General features: G+C 66.4%; 22 protein-coding genes. 8 read left to right on the forward strand and 14 right to left on the reverse strand.

The features are described 5' to 3' along the window. Positions 1-202: 202 nt before the first annotated feature. From ACQR1L_RS07665 to ACQR1L_RS07675, 3 genes are read right to left on the reverse strand one after another with little or no spacing between them, the layout of a single operon-like run. The gene (locus ACQR1L_RS07665) at positions 203-1,195 is read right to left on the reverse strand and encodes an HlyD family secretion protein (protein ID WP_434857348.1); all 993 of its coding nucleotides are present in this window, start codon (positions 1,193-1,195) and stop codon (positions 203-205) included. After that, positions 1,155-2,087: a sigma-70 family RNA polymerase sigma factor gene (locus ACQR1L_RS07670; protein WP_434857349.1), complete on the reverse strand. Its 933-nt coding sequence runs from the start codon at positions 2,085-2,087 to the stop codon at positions 1,155-1,157. The genes ACQR1L_RS07665 and ACQR1L_RS07670 overlap by 41 nt, the downstream gene beginning before the upstream one ends. After that, a complete protein-coding gene (locus ACQR1L_RS07675; RefSeq protein ID WP_434857350.1) occupies positions 2,084-2,842 on the reverse strand; it encodes an SDR family oxidoreductase in 759 nt (252 codons plus the stop codon). Before ACQR1L_RS07675 ends, ACQR1L_RS07670 begins: the two co-directional genes overlap by 4 nt. A 145-nt stretch (positions 2,843-2,987) precedes the next feature. On the opposite strand from ACQR1L_RS07675, the gene ACQR1L_RS07680 reads away from it, so the two are divergent. Together ACQR1L_RS07680 and ACQR1L_RS07685 are read left to right on the forward strand one after the other, a co-directional pair. Further along, positions 2,988-4,193 (forward strand): M20/M25/M40 family metallo-hydrolase, encoded by a 1,206-nt coding sequence (locus tag ACQR1L_RS07680; RefSeq protein WP_434857351.1) that lies wholly within the window; start codon positions 2,988-2,990, stop codon positions 4,191-4,193. 114 nt (positions 4,194-4,307) lie between these two features. Further along, complete coding sequence (locus ACQR1L_RS07685) at positions 4,308-4,853, forward strand: GNAT family N-acetyltransferase (RefSeq protein WP_434857352.1); 546 nt, start codon at positions 4,308-4,310, stop codon at positions 4,851-4,853. 12 nt (positions 4,854-4,865) lie between these two features. On the opposite strand, the gene ACQR1L_RS07690 is transcribed toward ACQR1L_RS07685, so the two are convergent. Continuing rightward, complete coding sequence (locus ACQR1L_RS07690; RefSeq protein WP_434857353.1) at positions 4,866-5,321, reverse strand: RbsD/FucU family protein; 456 nt, start codon at positions 5,319-5,321, stop codon at positions 4,866-4,868. 116 nt (positions 5,322-5,437) lie between these two features. Then, a complete protein-coding gene (locus ACQR1L_RS07695) occupies positions 5,438-5,863 on the reverse strand; it encodes a VOC family protein (protein ID WP_434857354.1) in 426 nt (141 codons plus the stop codon). Positions 5,864-5,930: 67 nt separating this feature from the next. Between ACQR1L_RS07695 and ACQR1L_RS07700 the strand changes: the two genes are divergently transcribed. Beyond that, positions 5,931-6,524, forward strand: coding sequence for a TetR/AcrR family transcriptional regulator (locus ACQR1L_RS07700; RefSeq protein WP_434857355.1), 594 nt, complete (start codon positions 5,931-5,933; stop codon positions 6,522-6,524). 46 nt (positions 6,525-6,570) lie between these two features. Here the strand turns inward: ACQR1L_RS07700 and ACQR1L_RS07705 are convergent, their stop codons facing one another. After that, complete coding sequence (locus ACQR1L_RS07705) at positions 6,571-6,918, reverse strand: hypothetical protein (protein ID WP_434857356.1); 348 nt, start codon at positions 6,916-6,918, stop codon at positions 6,571-6,573. Positions 6,919-7,125: 207 nt separating this feature from the next. Here ACQR1L_RS07705 and ACQR1L_RS07710 point away from each other — a divergent pair, with 207 nt between their 5' ends. From ACQR1L_RS07710 to ACQR1L_RS07725, 4 genes are all read left to right on the forward strand, one after another. Then, positions 7,126-7,548, forward strand: coding sequence for a ferritin-like domain-containing protein (locus ACQR1L_RS07710; protein ID WP_434857357.1), 423 nt, complete (start codon positions 7,126-7,128; stop codon positions 7,546-7,548). Between the two features lie 10 nt (positions 7,549-7,558). After that, positions 7,559-8,056, forward strand: a complete 498-nt coding sequence (locus ACQR1L_RS07715; RefSeq protein WP_434857358.1) for a nucleoside deaminase — start codon at positions 7,559-7,561, stop codon at positions 8,054-8,056. Between the two features lie 402 nt (positions 8,057-8,458). After that, positions 8,459-8,833 carry a hypothetical protein gene (locus ACQR1L_RS07720; protein ID WP_434857359.1) on the forward strand — a complete coding sequence of 125 codons (375 nt, stop codon included), beginning with the start codon at positions 8,459-8,461 and terminating at the stop codon, positions 8,831-8,833. 381 nt (positions 8,834-9,214) lie between these two features. Continuing rightward, the gene (locus tag ACQR1L_RS07725; RefSeq protein WP_434857360.1) at positions 9,215-9,628 is read left to right on the forward strand and encodes a DUF4174 domain-containing protein; all 414 of its coding nucleotides are present in this window, start codon (positions 9,215-9,217) and stop codon (positions 9,626-9,628) included. A gap of 197 nt (positions 9,629-9,825) precedes the next feature. Here the strand turns inward: ACQR1L_RS07725 and ACQR1L_RS07730 are convergent, their stop codons facing one another. Together ACQR1L_RS07730 and ACQR1L_RS07735 are read right to left on the reverse strand one after the other, a co-directional pair. After that, positions 9,826-11,502, reverse strand: a complete 1,677-nt coding sequence (locus ACQR1L_RS07730) for a methyl-accepting chemotaxis protein (protein ID WP_434857798.1) — start codon at positions 11,500-11,502, stop codon at positions 9,826-9,828. A gap of 198 nt (positions 11,503-11,700) precedes the next feature. Continuing rightward, positions 11,701-12,561 carry an isocitrate lyase/PEP mutase family protein gene (locus tag ACQR1L_RS07735; RefSeq protein WP_434857361.1) on the reverse strand — a complete coding sequence of 287 codons (861 nt, stop codon included), beginning with the start codon at positions 12,559-12,561 and terminating at the stop codon, positions 11,701-11,703. A 122-nt stretch (positions 12,562-12,683) separates the two neighbouring features. Between ACQR1L_RS07735 and ACQR1L_RS07740 the strand changes: the two genes are divergently transcribed. After that, positions 12,684-13,334 carry an isochorismatase family protein gene (locus ACQR1L_RS07740; protein ID WP_434857362.1) on the forward strand — a complete coding sequence of 217 codons (651 nt, stop codon included), beginning with the start codon at positions 12,684-12,686 and terminating at the stop codon, positions 13,332-13,334. Here the strand turns inward: ACQR1L_RS07740 and ACQR1L_RS07745 are convergent. The 6 genes from ACQR1L_RS07745 to ACQR1L_RS07770 form a co-directional block, all read right to left on the reverse strand. Then, positions 13,301-13,972 (reverse strand): GntR family transcriptional regulator, encoded by a 672-nt coding sequence (locus ACQR1L_RS07745; protein WP_434857363.1) that lies wholly within the window; start codon positions 13,970-13,972, stop codon positions 13,301-13,303. The genes ACQR1L_RS07740 and ACQR1L_RS07745 overlap by 34 nt on opposite strands. A gap of 68 nt (positions 13,973-14,040) precedes the next feature. Next, positions 14,041-14,784, reverse strand: coding sequence for a maleate cis-trans isomerase family protein (locus tag ACQR1L_RS07750; RefSeq protein ID WP_434857364.1), 744 nt, complete (start codon positions 14,782-14,784; stop codon positions 14,041-14,043). 37 nt (positions 14,785-14,821) lie between these two features. Next, positions 14,822-15,646 (reverse strand): ATP-binding cassette domain-containing protein, encoded by an 825-nt coding sequence (locus ACQR1L_RS07755; protein WP_434857365.1) that lies wholly within the window; start codon positions 15,644-15,646, stop codon positions 14,822-14,824. Further along, positions 15,643-16,599 carry an ABC transporter ATP-binding protein gene (locus ACQR1L_RS07760; protein WP_434857366.1) on the reverse strand — a complete coding sequence of 319 codons (957 nt, stop codon included), beginning with the start codon at positions 16,597-16,599 and terminating at the stop codon, positions 15,643-15,645. The genes ACQR1L_RS07755 and ACQR1L_RS07760 overlap by 4 nt, the downstream gene beginning before the upstream one ends. Before the next feature lies 1 nt (position 16,600). Next, positions 16,601-17,473, reverse strand: coding sequence for an ABC transporter permease (locus ACQR1L_RS07765; RefSeq protein ID WP_434857367.1), 873 nt, complete (start codon positions 17,471-17,473; stop codon positions 16,601-16,603). Beyond that, positions 17,470-18,405, reverse strand: a complete 936-nt coding sequence (locus tag ACQR1L_RS07770) for an ABC transporter permease (RefSeq protein ID WP_434857368.1) — start codon at positions 18,403-18,405, stop codon at positions 17,470-17,472. The genes ACQR1L_RS07765 and ACQR1L_RS07770 overlap by 4 nt, the downstream gene beginning before the upstream one ends. Positions 18,406-18,417 lie beyond the last annotated feature (12 nt).

The following is an 18,417-nucleotide window of genomic DNA, read 5'->3' on the forward strand; positions in this document are numbered from 1 at the left end:
ACGCAGCGCGGACGGCTCGACGTATGACGACGATGTCGTTTCGGCGCAATCCATCCTTGTACGGCCGACGTCCAATGCCGAACGACGATCGTCGTGACTGCGCCCTCTCCCCCAAGGCGAAGCGAAGCTTCGCCAGGGTGGGAGAGGGCGCGGTAGCAGGCAGCGCATGGATGGATCGCGCGTCGCGCGGAGATGGCTGTGGTCAGATGCGCCGCCGCACGGACGCGGGTTGGAGATCCTGTCCGCAGCGGCAGCTTCGCTGGGCCTTTTCCTGCAGGATCTCCGAGACCATCCGCTCCGTCCCGGTCAGGCCGGTCAGAATGGTGGCGCTAACGGCCATGCCCGGCCTCAATCCGGCGGGAAGGACAGTCTTCAGGCGGATCTTCAGGGCGACGCGGTCTTCGCCGTTCGGCGACCCCGGCGCCGCACCGATCCATTCGGCATCCGCCACATGTCCGTAGAGCCGGATGGACGGCAGGCCCGGCACCTCGATCGTGACCGCCTGTCCGAGCGCGACATAGGTGATGTCGGAGACAGCGAGGACAGCGGTGATGTGGGGCTCGCCCGGCGTGGCCACCGCCATCATCGACCGGTCTGCCGTGACGACGTCGCCGACATGGAGACCGCCCACCGTCACGACGCCGGCGACGGGAGCGATGACGTCGTTCAGCGCGACAGTCGCTGTCTCCGCCTCGCGGGGCGCGATGCGCGCGAGAAGCTGTCCGGCGGCGATCTCCTGATGATCGGTCACGAGCAGTTCACTCACCCGGCCGGGCACGGCCGACCTGACCGGGACTTCGTTCCCGCCGACATAGGCCTCGTCGGTATGAACGAGATACTGGCCGACGGTCACGTAATCGACCATCCACCACAGCGCGACGAACATTCCCACGATCAGGCCAAGCCCGGCGAGCGGCCGCAGCGCACGGCCTGCGGACGCAGGCGGCGTCGCCCGCGCATCCGCCGGCGAGCGCTCCTTGTTCGGATTGACCATCCGGGTTCCGCCCGATCCTTGCTGTTCGACCACCGCGCGCTCCCACGACGGCATCGCCTGCGTTGCCGCCCCGACGGGTTTTTCGTGACCATCATGCTCGTTGCGCCGATGTGGCGGCTCCCGGGCCGGTTGATAATGGCGCCGGGACCAAATGCGGTGTTCAGGTTCTCGAAACAATGCCCCTGCCGGCGCGCCCTGCATCGGGTGCAAGCACCAGTTCGGCGCCGGCGACGACATAGCGGACATAGCGGTAGTCGCGGATGAAGCTGATCTTTCCGTCGCGCCACGCGAGCCACATGACGTAGCTGGGCTCGTGATCCCCGCGGTCCTCGAAGACGGCGATCACCTCCCTGCCCTCGAGCCATGCGGGCGCAAGCCAGATGGTTTCGGCCTTGGCGTAGATCTGGAAGAACATGCCGACATCGGCCGCGCCGGAACGGACGGGATGCGTGGACTGGTTCAGCTTGACGTCGTCGGCCAGCAACGCACGCAAGCCGTCCCAATCACGCCGGTTGAACATCGCGACGTAACGCGCCACCGCGTCGGATGGCGGCCTTGCAGGCGGCGGATCGATGGCGTTGATCTCGCGCAGCCGCGCGCGGCCGCGGGCGAGATGGGCTTTCACCGAATCGAGCGTCAGATCGAGCAGGGCTGCGATCTCCGCGAGCGGCTCGTCCAGCACGTCCTTGAGGATCAGCACGCTGCGCTGGTGCAGCGGCAGCGCGGTGAAACGCGATATGGCGGTTTCGATCGCTTCCCGGCGCATCATCATCTCCACGGGGTCAGGCGCGGCGGCATCGACCACGTCGCCGGCCGCATCGATCGGCTCCGCGGCCCGCAGCGCGCGGCTGCGCAGCAGGTCGAGCGCGCGATTATGCGCGATGCGGAACAGCCAGGCGCGCGGCGTCGCGACATCGGACATGTCATCGACGGCCGCGAGCGCGCGCGTCAGCGCATCCTGCACGACGTCCTCGCCATCGATCACCGAGCCCATCAGCCGCGCGCAGTAGCGGTGCAGCTCGGGCCGCAGCCGCTGCGCCAGCGTGACGAGCTCGGTGCGCGCCTCCTCGGATGTGGGCCGGCCGTGGCTCAAGCCGCCGCTCCTTCCATCACCGTGACGCCGTCGTCGCCGTTGAGACCGAACACGACGCCTTCGGCGAACCGCTTGTCCTCCAGCACGGCGATGACGCGATCGCCATAGGCGCGCGGCGGCATCGGCGCGCCGAAGCGGGCGACGAACGCCTCCGGCGTGATGCCCATCGCGCCCGCATAGGCGCCCGCGGCGGTGTCGCCGATGCCGGTGCCCAGGATCATCATGCGCGGCACGATTGCCTGGAAGCGGATGCCGAGCTTGTCGTCCTGCGCCACGCCATTGGCGTATTTGGTCATGAACCAGAGCATGCGCTTGGCGCCGGCGTAGCCGCCCGACATCTGTGACCCGCCCACCGCCGCGCCGCTCGATCCGACCAGGACCCGGCTCCCCGGCTTGAGCGGCAGTTTGAGCGCCGCCTGGATCCAGTACAAGCCCGCTCTGACGTCCGTGTCCCAGGCGACCGAGAAGTCCTGCCAGCTCAGCCGATCCAGCCGGTCCATGTGCGGGGTCGTTCCGGCGTTCAGGATCAGGATGTCCGGCCGGATGTCGCCGACGATGCGATGCGCGGCGGCCTCGTCGGTGACGTCGGCGGCGATCGTCGCCACGGCCAGCCGGTCAGCGGCGGCGCTCAGCGCCTCGGCTCCGCGCGCAACCACGGTCACCTTGGCGCCGTGATCGACCAGCGCCTCCACGATCCCGAGGCCAAGGCCGCGGCTGCCACCGGTGACGACGATCGACTTGTCCTTCAGGCTCATGATGATGCTCCATTGTCCAGATGACATGAAGACGATCGAGGCATCGAAAAGGAGTCAGGCGACCGAATTGATTGTAAGAGTCCCCTTGCGCCAGGGGACGCCGGGCTGGATGTTCCGGCCCTCGTTCAAACATGGGAATCGCCTGATGTCCGTCGACACTGCCGCCGCCACCGATCGCCTGATGCGTCTGCTCGCCGTTCGGGGCGTCACCGGACAGGAGAAGGCGATCGGGCGCGAGATCATGGCGGCGCTGAAGCAGGCCGGCGTGCCGGCGAAGGCGATGCGGTTCGACGATGCCAATAGCCGCATCGCGCTGCCGACCGAGACCGGCAATCTCATCGTCGAGCTGCCCGGCCGCGGCAGCCTGAAGGATCAGCCGCGGCTGATGTTCATGACCCACATGGACACGGTGCCGCTGTGCGCCGGCGCGCAGCCGAAGATCTCGGGGCGCAAGATCGTCAACCAGGCCAAGACCGCGCTCGGCGGCGACAACCGCTGCGGCTGCGGCATTCTGGTGACGCTGGCCGCTGAGCTGATCCGGCAAAAGCTCGATCATCCGCCGATCACGCTGCTGTTCTGCGTGCGCGAGGAGAGCGGGCTGCACGGCGCGCGGCATGTCGATCTCGACGCGCTCGGCGCGCCGAAGATGGCGTTCAATTTCGATGGCGGCTCCGCGTCCAGCATCACGATCGCCGCGGTCGGCGCCGACAAATGGGAGGTCGAGATCTTCGGCCGCGCCTCGCATGCCGGCGTCGCGCCGGAGCGCGGCATCAGCGCCACCATAATCCTGTCGCTGGCGCTCGCCGAGGTCAGAGCCGGCGGCTGGTTCGGGAAGGTGGTGAAGGGCAAGGGCAAGGACGCCAAGCTTGGGACCAGCAATGTCGGCCCGGTCACCGGCGGCGAGGGCCGCCCCGCGGGCGACGCCACCAACGTCGTCACCGACTACATCCATGTCGTCGGCGAGTGCCGCAGCCATGATGCCAAATTCGTCCGCGAGATCAGCAATGCCTACAAGGCCGCGTTCGAGAAGGCCGCCAGGCAGGTCACGAACAGCGACGGCAAGTCCGGCCGCGTCAAGTTCAAGGCGGTGACGGAGTTTCCGCCGTTCCAGATCAAGGAGAACCTGCCCGTCGTCAAGCGCGCCACCGCCGCCGTCACCGACATCGGCGCGACGCCGGCGCTGCGCGCCGGCAATGGCGGCCTCGACGCCAACTGGATGGTCCGCCACGGCATCCCCACCGTCACCTTCGGCACCGGCCAGAACGAGCCGCACACGATCGACGAGTGGATCAATCGCGACGAATACGACCGCGCCTGCGCGCTCGCGGTGCGGCTGGCGACGATGGGGTGAGTGACGCGACGCTTCGCCAACGTCGGCACGTCAGACGGCGGTAAGCTTCACGGCGTTCACATTACCGCGCCTGGACGCGGCGGATCGCGTGGGCAGCTCTGCAGCGAGGCGACCTTGCAACACGACCGTGAAGACGACCGCGTCACCCTCGAAGTCGCGGACACGCGCGATCTGCCGGCATTCAAGCGGGAACTGCAGGAGGCGTTCTCGGCTGCCCTGATGGACGAGCTCGGCTCGTTTCCGGATCAGGCGATTCCGTCCGCTGACGATATCGAACAGTCCTTCACCGCGCCGGGCGCCGCGACCTATCATGTGCTGCTGGACGGACGGCGTGTCGGGGGCGTCGTCCTGACCATCGATCCGGTCTCGCAGCGCAATTCGCTCGACCTGTTCTACATCTCGATCCGGCAACATGGCCGCGGCCTCGGGCAGCGCGCATGGCGCGCGATCGAGGCGCGCTATCCCGAGACCCGGGTGTGGCAGACGTTCACGCCCTATTTCGAGAAGCGCAACATCCACTTCTACGTCAACAAATGCGGCTTTCGGATCGTCGAATACTACAACGCGCACAATCCGCTGCCGCACCGGCCTGCCCTGGACGGCATGCCCGACGACGGCGACTTCTTCCGCTTCGAGAAGATCATGCGGCAGGAGCATTGAGGCGGATTTGCCTTACACCTCCTCCGGCGGGATCACGCCCTTGCTGAAGATGAAGCAGCCATAGAAGCGGCGCTCGCCGGTGGCGATCACGCAATAGGCTGATCTGGCCAATTCATAAAACGCGTAGCGCTCGACGCCGACCAGCGGCCACGGCCTGCCCTCGGCCGCGTCGATCGCGGCCTGCACCTCCTGCTGCACCGGCGTGACCTCCAGGGGATGGCCGACGACCTCCATGCGCAGGGCGGCATCGTCGATGAAGGTGTCGAGCGGCAGCACCGACAACACCGCCTGAACGGCCCGCGCCGCGCTGACATTGTCGATGCGCAGCAGTTCGCCGAACACGGTCTGCCGCGCGATCGCATCCGCTGGAAAGTTGGTGTCGCAGATCACCAGCCGGTCACCATGCCCCATGGCCCTGAGCGCATAGAGCACGTCGGCATTGAGCAGCGGATCGATCCCCTTCAGCATGGCGTCCTCCCCGTGTTGCTTCGTCTGCCGACCGCCTGCGCCTCGGCCTGGCGCAGGCGCTCGATGTGTTGGATGCGAGTGTCGCAATGGATGCGGCGAGCCGCAATCGTCATGCGTCACTGCGGCAACGCGTCGGGCGCGTATTGCGCGGCAAAGGCTGCGCTCGGCGGAATCGGCTTGATGACATCGATCAGCACGCCGTTCGGATCCTGCGTGATGAAATGCCGCTGGCCGAACTCCTCGTCGCGCAGCGGCAGTAGGATCGGCAGCCCGGCCGCGACCGCCTCGGCATGCACCGTGTCGACATCCTCGACTTCGAAATTGAGCAGCACACCCGAGGCCCGGCCCCGCGCGGCTTCGGGGATGGTCGCGTGGTCGCCCCTGAGGATCGCGAGATTGACGGCGGGGTCACGTGTCGACTGCAGATGGACGTACCAGTCGGCCTCGAACAGTGGCTGGAACGCCAAGTGCCGGACATAGAACGCGGCCGTTCCGGCGACGTCGTCGGCCATGAGGACGGGGTAGTAGCTGGTGATCTTCATGCTTCCCTTCTCCCTCAAATAAACATACATTCTGCATGTTTCTTTTTTTAACAAACAGGCAGACTGTATGCAAGTGAAATCGACCCGGCGCAGCAATCCCGAGCGGACCGCCGAGATGCGGGCGCGGCTTGTCGCGACGGCGCGGCGCCTGTTCGTCGCACACGGCTATGCCGCGACCAGCACGCCGGCGATCGTCGAAGCGGCCGGGGTCACGCGGGGCGCGCTGTATCATCACTTCGCGGACAAGCAGGCGATCTTTCGCGCCGTGGTCGAAGCGGAGTCCGCCGATGTCGCCCTGGCGATCGCGGCCGCCGACGCGCCGGAGCTGTCCGCGCAGGCGCGACTGCTCGCCGGCGCCAAGGCCTACGTGCAGGCGATGCAGGCCGAAGGCCGCACGCGGCTGCTGCTGATCGAAGGCCCGGCCGTGCTGGGCCGCGACGAGATTCGCGCCATCGAAGCACGCAACGGAGACGCCAGCCTGAAGACCGGCCTCGGCGAGGCGATCGCTGCCGGTGCCCTGCCCCGCCTGCCGCTCAATGCGCTCGCCTCGCTGCTCTCGGCCATGTTCGAGCGCGCCGCCATCGATGTCGTCGAGGGCGTCGCACCGGCGGATGTGCTCGCCGTGATCGAGCAGATCCTTCGCGGGCTGGCGACGGACTGACGACGCCGCAGCAAGATGCGGCGCCACACCATCACTCTAGGCCGAGCTAAACTCCGAGTCGCCTGCCCTCGCCGACCACGCGGAGATCGATGCTGCCGATCAGATCCGATCGCAGCGCCTCGGCATCGGCCATCGCCGCCGTGGTCTGCCGCAAGGTGCTGACGTTCGATCCGAGCGACACGATGCCGCCAAGCACCGCGGCAATCGCGCCGAGCAGCGCCACCGCGTTGGATCCGAGCAGACCGAGCACCGCGCCGAGCAGCAAGGCCGCGCCGACCGAGATCAGGACCTTCGACGCCAGGATGATCTTTCGGCACCGCTCGGCCATGTCGGCCAGCTGCTCGATCCGCATCTCGATCAAGGCGATCTGTCCGCTCCGGTCGTCCTCCTCCATCACCCGCGCCGTCCTCTGCGATCACACTCCTTGCAAGCCGCGAGCCTACGATGCCGGCCCCGCGCGGGCAACCATCCGCGGTGGTGACCGTGTGTGCGGCAACGCCAATCGCACGCCCCTGTGGCGGAAGGCAGCGGGCCGGAACAAAGCCTGCGACGCCGGATTGTCGTGGTCGAAATTTCCACTCAGCAAAACGATGAGGCGACCATGGCTGCAGACAGCCTGAAGACACTGCACACGTCCCTGGTTGATGCGCGCAACGGCTATCAGGAAGCCGCCGATGATGCCGAGACGCCGGCGCTCAAGGCGCTGTTTGCCGAGATGATCGCGCTCAAGGAACGGGATCACGCCGAGCTGCATGACGCGCTGCGGCGGATGGGCGAGACGCCGGACGAGTCCGGCTCATTCATGTCCACGGTGCACCAGACCGTCATCCGCGTCCGCGCCGCGGTGACCGGCCTCGGCACGAATGCGCTGTCCTCCTTCGTCAGCGGCGAGGAGCAGATTCTCGGTCAATACGACGACGCGCTGAAGGACTGCGCCGGTGACGCCGCGACCGCGGCCACGCTGCGCCGGCAGCGCGAGACGTTGCAGGCGAAGATCGCCGAGATGAAGCAGCTCGCAACCTGAGCGCCCGATCGTGCCGAACCTGAAAACCGACGAGCATTTCATGCAGGAGGCGATCAAGGTCGCCACGCAGGATGGCGCGGATCCGTCGCTGTCGCCGATCGGCTGCGTCATCGTGCTCGGCTCCGACATCATCGCCGCCGAGCGCAATCACGTGTCCGCCAAGCGCGACGCCACGGCGCATGCCGAGATCGAAGCCATCCGCGCCGCCGGCCGCGGCTTCGACGATGGCGAGTTGCGCGGCGCGACGCTCTACACCACCCTGCAGCCGTGCGGCATGTGCACGATGGCGTCGATCTGGAGCAAGGTGGGCCGCATCGTCTACGGCGCCGGCCGCGAGGACGTGCACCAGATGTACTTCGAGGCCCGGCACGTCGACACGCTCGACTTCGTCGCGAACGCCTATCGCGACGACGTCTCGATCGAAGGCGGCGTTCTGCGCGAGGCCTGCAGCAAGCTGTATTATCGACCATGGGACGATGTCCCGATCGAGGACCAGGGCAACCGGTAACGCCGGCATTGTCTTCACGCCCCAAACAGCTTGATCTTCAAGCAGCGAGCATGGCCGGCCGTCTCGCGGCCGCATGCGCCCGAGGGCCGCGACAAACTGGCGCGACGGGCAATGTCGGCATGCGCCCCGCGCGCGGACTGCCCGTCCGCAGCCCGCAATGCTCCGAGCTCATCAGGTCGTCTCTGATCATCGCGACGCTCGCGCGCGGCGGAACTCGAAAGGCCGGTTGAAGTTCTAGGTCAGTGGATCCGTCTTCGCGCCTCCTGTGCCGCACGAGGTCGGGCCAGACCTGGAATTGATCTCGCGTTTGACACCGCTCTGTTCGGACCGTCGTCGAGACGTCTCGGCGAGGCCGACATTGGACCCATCAGCCGACCACGGCATACTCATTGGAGGCCAGACATGTCGACCAAAACTGTTCTGCTCGGCCGCACGGCCGTCATCGCTTCGCTGACCGCACTCGCGATCGGCGCCTTGACTCCGACCAGCGCCGAGGCGCGAAACGGGCGCTGGCACGGCGGCGGCGGCGCCGCGGTGGGCGCAGCGCTTGCGGCCGGTGCCATCGGCACCGGACTTGCGATCGCTGCGAGCCGCGACGCCTATGACTACTATGACGGTCCGGTGTATGGCGGCCCAGGGTACTACGCGCCGTCCTATTACGGCCCGAACCCTCACGCCTATGGCTATTACCGCAAGGGCGAATTCCCCTATCAGGTCTATGGCGGCGACAGCCCGAATGCCGTGTGTGCGCAGGGCACGACCTGGAACTGCCGCTAAGGCCGCCCCCGATCGAAATCTCGGCGCGACCGTGGTCGCGCCGCTCGTCTTCCGACGGCGTCATGGCCGGGCTCGTCACGGCCATTGATGTTACGCCGCTTAGTCCGGCATGCCGCGCGGACGGCCGCGTCGTCCTCGGCACGGACCGGGCGGCTTCCTTCCGATGCCGTTCGAAGCCCGGGATGCCGGCGCGCTCAGATTCGGCGCGAATTCCTATTGCCAGGACATCGAGACCGCATCGAGAGTCGCGGCAGCGTTCGACGCGAGGAGCAGCAGGGCAAACGGCGGAGGCCGTTTTTCCGCGCGGATGCCGGCGGCGGGACAACAGATCCACCGCGCGGCTGCCAGCGTTCTGGCGAGAGCCATCAGGAGGTCCCGACCATGCAGCTGCATCTGCTCACGACCGCATTCCTCCTGGGATGGATCGCCATGCCGCACCCGAGCGACGCCTCTCCACTCGACTCCTACCGATGGAAGAACCGCCTTCTGGTGGTGACCGGATCCGACGGCGCAGCCACGCAGCAGCAGCGCCGGATCTACGATGCCGCCAAAGCCGGCATGTCCGAGCGCGCCATCGTCCTGCTGCAAGCCGATGACGACAGCACCTCGTCGCGGCAATTGCGGGCCGCACTCGGCACCGACGGCCGCCGCTTCAGGGTGTATCTCATCGGTAAGGATGGCCACACGGCGTTCGCGTCGGACGAGCCCATTTCGGCCGAGGCATTGTTCAAGCGCATCGATGCGATGCCGATGCGGCAGGACGAGATGCGGCGCGACAGGATGAAGGAGCGCTGACCCGCGGCGTGACCCCGCCTACGACAGGTCCGGGCTCCGGTCTCGCTCTTCGAGACGACCGCCCCTGAGGGCGGTCTAACCGTTGAAGCCGCAGATCTTGTCGATCTGCAGATCGTTCGAGAAACCTATACGCGATCACATCTCAGGGCCGCTCCGGAGCGACACGATGAAGCTCCGGAGCTCGCACGCGCCCGATGTCAGGCCGCCCGGACCGTTGTAAGGAACTTGCCGATCTCGGTTTTCAATCGCTCGCTATCGCGAGACAGTGACTTCGCCGCAGACAAGACCTGGCTCGAGGCAGAGCCGGTCTCGGACGCCCCGCGTTGGACCTGAACAACGTTGGTCGACACCTGCTGCGTGCCGGAGGCCGCCTGCTGGACGTTGCGGGAGATTTCCTGCGTCGCCGCCCCCTGCTGCTCGACCGCCGCAGCAATGGTCGAGGCAATCTCGGACAACTTTTCGATCGTCGTGGAGATGGCCCTGATCGCATCGACGGATTCGTTGGTCGCCGTCTGGATGCTGCCAATCTGCTGGCCGATTTCGCCGGTCGCTTTGGCCGTCTGCTCCGCGAGCGCCTTGACCTCGGTCGCAACCACCGCGAAACCACGTCCCGCCTCGCCGGCGCGCGCCGCCTCGATGGTGGCGTTGAGCGCCAGAAGATTGGTCTGCCCAGCGATCGTGTTGATGAGTTCGACCACGTCACCGATCCGACCCGCGGCCTTGGAGAGTTCGGCGACCTGTTCATTGGTCTTGCGCGCCTGCCCGACGGCCTCGTTCGCCATCCGCGCGGACTCCTGCACCTGACGGCTGATCTCCGTGACGGAGGATGACAACTCCTCGGTTGCGGAGGCCACCGATTGAACATTCGTCGAGGCTTCTTCCGAGGCGGCGGCCACCGACGTGGACATCTCCTGAGAGCGTTCCGCGGTCTTGCTGAGACTGCCGGCTGAGGCCTCGAGCTGTGTCGATGCCGACGACACGGTGTCGACGATCTCGCCGACGGCCTGTTCGAAACGGTTGGCCAGATCCAGCATGTCGCGGCGCCGCTGATCGACCTGCCTGCGCTCCGTCTCCTTCTGCTCCGCCTCGAGGGCCTGCACGCGGATCGCGTTGTCCTTGAAAACCTGCACGGCCTTTGCCATCTCGCCGACTTCGTCGCGGCGATCGGCGTAAGGAATGACAACGCTCAAATCCTGGTTGGCCAGCCGCCCCATTGCCACCGTCATGCTGGTGATGCCGCGCGTTACGGCCGAGTTCAGGATCAGCAGCGAGAGCAACGCGATGACCGCCATCACGACTCCACCGACCATGATGGCCATTTTCGAGGATGCGAGAGCTGCATCAGCGGCCTCCGCGCGGGTGTGGAGCAGCGACGCCTCAGCGTCGATCACCTCTTTCACGAGTCCGCGCAGTCCATCCATGTACTTCTTGCCGGCGCCGGAGGCTTCGAGATTGCGCGCCTCCGCGATCGTCTGCGGATTGCGCATCAGCGCGATTTCCTTTTCGGCGACGTCCTGCCGCCAGCCCTTCGCGGCCGTCTCGATCTGCTCCAGCCGACGTTGCTGGGCGGCATTGTCGGACGTCAGTTGCCTCACTTCCTTCAACGCAGTCTTGAAAGCCGCGTCCGCATTTCGGTAGGGCTCGAGAAAGTTGTCCGTCCCGCCGACCAGAAAGCCGCGCACGCCGGTTTCGGCATCCACCATCGCCGAGACGAGCGCCTTGGTCGTATCGATCACCTGATAGGTGTGGACCGTCCATTGGTTGTTCTGGGCGAGCGTACCAAGGTTCTGCCACGTTACGACGTTCGCCACCAAGGATACGATGATCGTCAAGAGGAAGGCGGCACCAATCTTACGTGACGTCTTCAAATTCATCAGGAAGGACAGCACCTTTTTAGCTCCCAACAGGCCGCGCCCCCGCGGCAGGCAAGAATTGCGACCATGCAACTCGCCTCCCATGCTGGCCGATCGCCGTTAATCGCCCATTAACCCTCCCTCGTAGTACTACGGACTATCGGAATACCGTGATGACATATCTCGATGAGTTTCCAGGGACAGCAGGCGAAGCCGATCTCACGTCTCCGCATAGCGGCGTTCGAATGCCCAGACGTCCTCGAAGCCGATCAGCTTGTTGAATTCCGCGAAAGAGAACATCGTGTCGGACAAGGTCGTGGTGCCGTTGCCCCTGAGATCGGCATAGGCCGTCTCGAGCGCCTTGGCGGTCGCGAGAAAGCCGACCGCGGGGAAGATCGCGAGCGAAAATCCGATTTCGGCAAGGCGCTTGGCCGGCAGCATCGGCGTCCGCCCACCATTGACCATGTTGGCGACGAGCGGCGTCTTGATGCGCCGGCCGATATCCACCATCTCCGCCTCGGTCTCCGGTGACTCGATGAAGACGATGTCGGCGCCCGCCTCGGCATAGGCCTCGCCGCGGCGCAGCGCCTCGTCGAGACCGAGCGACGTCCGCGCGTCGGTGCGCGCGACGATGAGGAAGTCACGGCTGCTGCGGCTGTCGCTGGCGACCTTGATCTTGCGGACCATGTCGGCCATCGGCACCACGCGCCGGTTCGGCGTATGGCCGCACTTCTTGGGAAACTCCTGGTCCTCGATCTGGATCGCGGTTACGCCGGCCGCCTCATAGCCGCGCACGGTGTGGCGGACATTCAGGAGGCCGCCATAGCCCGTATCGGCGTCGGCGATCACAGGCGTCTTCGTCATGCGACAGATGCAGCCGATGCGGTCGATCATTTCCGTGTAGGTCGCGAGCCCGGCGTCCGGCAGTCCGAGCGCGGAGGCGACCGTGCCGTAGCCTGTGACATACAGCGCCTTAAAGCCCATGCGGTCCGCCATCAAGGCCGAGATGAGATCGTAGACTCCTGGCGCGACGATGAACTCGCGGGCTTCGATCGATGTTTTGAGCGCGGGGGATGCCATGAAGACCTCGTTGCTTGACGTTGTGATGGAGTGAGATGATTTGCGGCACCGGGTATGCGGTACGACAGTTGTTAGGACGAATTTGATGTGACAGAGTAGCTCGTCACTGACGCGGAGCACGCATGAGCGAACTTGATATCTACGCCAAACAGGGATTTGCGCAGACCGTCGGCATCGGCGATCGCCCGGCCGTCGTGGTCGTCGACTTCATCAATGGCTTCACCGACCCCGATCATTTCGGCGGCGGCAACATCGATCCTGCGATCGAACGCACCGTCGAGCTGCTCGAGCTGGCGCGCGCGCGCGGACTTCCGATCGCTCATACGCGGGTGGTCTATGCCGACGATGGCAGCGACGCCGGCGCCTTTGCGAGGAAAGCCCCGGGCCTGCTGAAGCTCACCGAGACCAGCCCGCTCAGCCAGTTCGTGCCGCAATTGCAGCCGCGCCCGGGCGAGTTGATCGTCAAGAAGCGACACGCATCGGCCTTTTTCGGCACCGACTTCAGCGCCTGGCTGACGTGGAACAGGATCGATACGCTGCTGGTGGCGGGATGCACGACCTCGGGATGCGTTCGTGCCACCGTCGTCGACAGCTCTGCGCATAATCTGCGGACCGTCGTGGTGACCGACTGTGTCGGCGACCGGGCGATCGCGCCGCATGAAGCCAATCTGTTCGACATGGGACAGAAATATGCGGACCTGATGCCGCTTTCGGATCTCCGCCAGCACTTGACCTCGCATCATGCGGCGTCGCTGGCTGACGCGACGATCTGAGCGTCGCTTCCGAGAATGACGTGACGCGCGGCCGCGATATGGCTGCGCATCACCGCCCCCGCCCATTCGCTGTCGCGCCGTTCGATCGCCGCGACGATCTCGCAATGATGGGCCGCGCTGCGCTGGAGATCCTCATCGTCGTAGCGGATGAAGGTTCGCATCGTCAGGGGAATCTGGATGATGGTCTTCAGCAGCGGCCCCAGGCGCTTCACGCCGGATGCGTCGTGCAGCAGCTGGTGAAACTCCGTGTTCAATTCGGCGATCACCTCCAGATGATGCTCGCCCCGCTCGCGCGCCGCCAGGCTCATGCGTTCGGCGAGCTCGCGCAGCCGGGCGAGCTGCTCGGGCGAACGCCGCACGGCGGCCTGCTCTGCGCCAAAGCTTTCCAGCACCATGCGAAGGCTGAACACCTCCTCGGCATCGGAGCGTTCCCAGCTCAGCACATAGGCGCCGCGGTTGGCGACGAAATCGACCAGACCCTCGGCATGCAGCCGGCGCAGCGCTTCACGAACCGGCGTCCGGCTGACGCCGACGGCGTCGGCGAGATCCTCCGCCTTCAGATGTGAGCCGCCGGGATATTTGCCGCCCAGGATGCCCTCCCGGATCGCGGCATAGGCCTTCTCGACTGCTGCTGCCATTCGCCTCCCCGCTCTCTCTTGTCTGCGGCATTCGCGCCGATTCGGACTATATATAGCCGCTCGCGCTGCTAGTAACGCTCCAGCAGCGGTCCCCAACCCGGGATTTTGTCGTCGATCCCCGACGCCCGCAGCGCGTGATGGTAGATGGCGGTATTGATCGCGATCACGGGCTTGCCGAGCCAGATCTCGGCGCGGGACGCGAGCGCGGCCATCGCGAGGTTGGTGCCGACCTGCACGATGGCCTCGACATCCGGCGCGTTGACCGCGACCAGCGCATCGCGCAGGCGGGCCTCGCTGACATGGGCAATGGCCACAGGGCTTTCGCATTTCAGGCCGAGGATCTTGGCGACCGAAAATCCAGCCTCCTCGAAGAAGCGCACAACATTCTCGTCGCCGACCGGAAAATACGGCGTGATCACCGCGATCCGCTTGACCCCGATCAGCTTGAGCACGGACTCGACCGCGTCCGAGCCGGTGGTGACCGCGATGCCGCTGTGCTGCTCGAGCTCCTGCTTGAGCCGCCGGGCCGCGGCATAGCCGTCCCAAAACGACTCGGCGGAGATGCCCAGCACCAGACGGTCCGGCTCCATCGACATGGCGCTGTCGACGGCTTCGATCTGCGCCGCCGCGATCAGTTCGACCAGGCGCTGGAAGTCGTCATTGCTGCGCAACGCCATGTTCGGGATGCGGATCCGGCTGATGTGGTTGGTGACGCCGACCGGGCGCATGCCGTCGAATTCAGGCTGCACCGACGTATTGGTCGACGGCACCAGGACCGCGAACTTCTTGCGCCATCCGATCGCGTCGGTCATTCGGATTCTCCTTGAAAGTCAGCAGACGAAATGGGTGTCATGATGCGGCATAGCGTTGTTGCACGTGCGCCGATGCCCTGGGCACCGCAGCGAGCAGCTTCTTCGTGTAGTCGTGGCGCGGCTCGCGCAGCACCTGCGCCGGCGTGCCCTGCTCCACGATCACGCCGGCCTGCATCACCGCCACCTCACTGCAGAGATGATGCACGAGTGCCAGATCGTGGCTGATGAAGATCATCGTCAGGCCGAGACGCTGGCGCAGCGAGATCAACAGACGCAGGATCTGCGCCTGCAGCGACACGTCCAGCGACGACACCGGCTCATCGGCGACGAGCAGCTCCGGCCGCATCGCGAGCGCCCGCGCAATCGCCACGCGCTGGCGCTGTCCGCCCGACAATTGGTGCGGATAGCGGCCGCGCAGCTCGGCATCCAGCCCGACCATGCCGAGCAGGTCCGTGGCCGCCGACGCGCGCTGCGGTTTCGGCATGCCGGCGAGCGCCAGGCTTTCCTGCAAGGTCCGCTGTACCGTCTTGCGCGAGTTCAGCGAGGCCGTCGAATCCTGGAACACCATCTGGAAGCGGCGTCGGAACGGATGCAGCGCCGCGCCGTCGAGTTCGCTGATGTCGTGGCCGTCGAACAGGATGCGGCCCGAGCTCTGGCGCTCCAGCCGCATGATAATCTGCGCCAGCGTCGACTTACCGCAGCCGCTCTCACCGACGATGCCGAGCACGCCGCCGCGGGGAACCTTGAGGCTGACGCTCTTCACGGCATGCAACGGCTGGCGGGCGCCCAGCAGCCGCGGCAGCAGCCGGCGTTCCAGTTCGAACGTCTTGCAGATATCGACGAGTTCGAGCAGCGCGGTCATGCGGCTGCCTCCCAGCAGGCGACGCGGCCGCCTGAAACGAGCCGCACTGGGGGCCTGTCAGCGCATTGCGCGACCCGCGCGCCGCAACGGGGCGCGAACGGACATCCCGTGGTGAGCCGTCCGGCCACCGGCGCCGACCCTTCGATCGTATGGATGACGCCCGGCGGGTCTGGGAGCCGCGGTACACAGGCGAGCAGCGCACGCGTATAGGGATGCGCCGGCGCCGCGAACAGCGCGTCGACCTTGCCCTCCTCCATCAGCATGCCGCCATACAGCACGACGGCGCGGTCGCAGAGCTGGGCCATCAAATCGAGATTGTGGGTGATGAACAGCACGGCAAGGCCGAGCTTGCGCCGGAGGTCGCCGAGCAGATCGACGATCTGCGCCTGCACGGTGACGTCGAGCGCGGTGGTCGGCTCGTCGGCGATCAGCAGCTTCGGCCGGCAGGCGATGGCCATCGCGATCAGCACGCGCTGACGCATGCCGCCGGAGAACTGGTGCGGATATTGCCGAAGGCGCGCCTCGGGATTGCGGATGCCGACCATGTCGAGCGCCTCGACCGCGATCCGCGTTGCCTCGGCGCGGCTCGCGTTGCGGTGCGCGGAGATCACGTTGGTCAGCTGCGCGCCGACGGTGAAGGCCGGGTTGAGCCCCGACATGGCATCCTGAAACACCATGGAGATGGCACCTCCACGCAGGCGGCGCATGGCGGTCTCGCCGGCATCGGTCAGATCCTGGCCATCGAACCGGATGCGCCCCTTGAGGATGCGGAGCGGCGGCCGCAGCAATTGCAGGATCGCGAGCGCGGTCTGGCTCTTGCCGGAGCCGGATTCACCGACCAGGCCGATCGCCTCTCCGGCGTCGAGCGACAGGCTCAACCCGCGGACCAGCTCGATCGTCCCGCCGTCAGCGGGATAGCCGATATGCAGATCGTCGAGCTCGAGCAGCGCCATCTCACGCCACCATCGACAGGCTGGCGGCGCTGCGCGGATCGAGCAGCTCGCGAAGTGCGTCACCGAGAAGATTGAAGCCGATCACGCTCAGCGAGATGGCAAGGCCCGGAAAGACGTAGGTCCACCACTCGCCGGAGAAGATGTATTTACGGGCGTCGGCCAGCATGCCGCCCCAGCTCGGGTTCGGCGGCTCGACGCCGAGGCCGACGAAGCTGAGGCTCGCTTCGACCACGATGCCGACCCCGATCAGCAAGGTCGCCTGCACGATCACCGGCGACAGGCAGTTCGGCAGCACGTCGCCGAACATGATGGAGAGCCGCGACGCGCCCTGCATCCGCCGCGCCCGGACATAGTCCGCCTGCCCTTCCACCAGCGCGCCGCCATAGGTCACCCGCGCGAGCGGCGGAATGTAGAGGATGCCGACCAGGAGGATGATCTTGCTCTCGTTCGGCAGCAGCCAGGGGCCGACCGGCACCGGGCCGACGCCGACGATGCCGACCACGGCAATCGCCCAGATCAGCATCGGGATCGCGGCGAGGCCATCGACCGTGCGCATCGCCGCCTGCTCCCAGAACCCTCTGACGACACCGGCGCTGACGCCGAGCGCAATGCCGCCCGTCAAGCCGATCGCAACCGCGAGCAGGCCGACCGTGAGCGAGGGCCGCGCGCCCCAGATGATGCGGCTCAGGATATCGCGTCCGGTCTGATCGGTGCCCATCCAATGCAGCGCGCTCGGCGGGGCGAGCTTGCGGCTCAGATCGACGGCGAGCGGATCATAGGGCGCGATCCACGGCGCCAGCAGCGCGGTGGCGGCCGCCGCGAGCACGAGCGCGAGGCCGATCCGGCTCTCCAGGCGCCATCCCGCTCCGCTCATCGCGACAACCTCGGATCAAGCCAGGTGTAGAGAAGATCGGCCAGCGCATTGGCGGCGATGAAGACCGCGGTGATGACGAGCACGACGTTCTCGATCATCAGATAGTCACGCCGGAAGATCGCGCTCAGCAGCGCCCGCGACATGCCGGCGATGTTGAACACCTGCTCGACGATCAGCGACCAGCCGAACATGTAGCCGAACGACATCGCGGCGACGGTGACGACCGGCGGCAAGGCATTCTTCAGGACGTAGACTAGGATGCGGCGCCGCGGCAGTCCCATCGCCTGCGCCACCCGGACGTGGTCGGCCCTCAACACATCGGCCACGGCCGAGCGCGTCATCCGGCTGATGATGGCGACGTAGTAGATGCCGAGCGCAATCGCCGGCAAGGTCATCGACTGCAGATGCGCGACGATCCCGTCACGCCAGGGCACGTAGCCGCCGGCGGGAAACCAGCGTAGCGCGACCGCGCCCCATGCGATCAGCATCAGACCCAGCCAGAAGCTCGGAATCGACACGCCCGCGACCGACAGCACCCGCGCGACCTGATCGATCGCCCGCCCCTCATAGAGCGCGGAGAGAACGCCCAGGGGAATGGCCGTCGCGAGCGAGAACGCGAAGCCGAGCACGACGAGCTCGAAGGTGACCGGAAACGTATCGGCGATCTGGCTCGAAATGGGCGTGTCGTCGATCACGGAGTTGCCGAAATCGCCGCGCGCCACGCCGCCGATCCACGAGGCGTATTGCTGCCACAGCGGCCGGTCCAACCCGTGATCCCGGTCGAACTCGGCGACATCTGCCTCGGAGGCATCGGCGCCGAGCACCACGCGGGCCGGTGACACCGGGATCGTATGCACGAGCACGAACAGCACCAGGCTGACGCCTGCCAGCGTGATGATCGCGCCCATGATACGGTATGCGATGGCGATCACGATCCCGACCGA

It is taken from the genome of Bradyrhizobium sp. HKCCYLR20261 (genome assembly GCF_051168435.1).
In the GTDB taxonomy this organism is placed as follows: domain Bacteria; phylum Pseudomonadota; class Alphaproteobacteria; order Rhizobiales; family Xanthobacteraceae; genus Bradyrhizobium.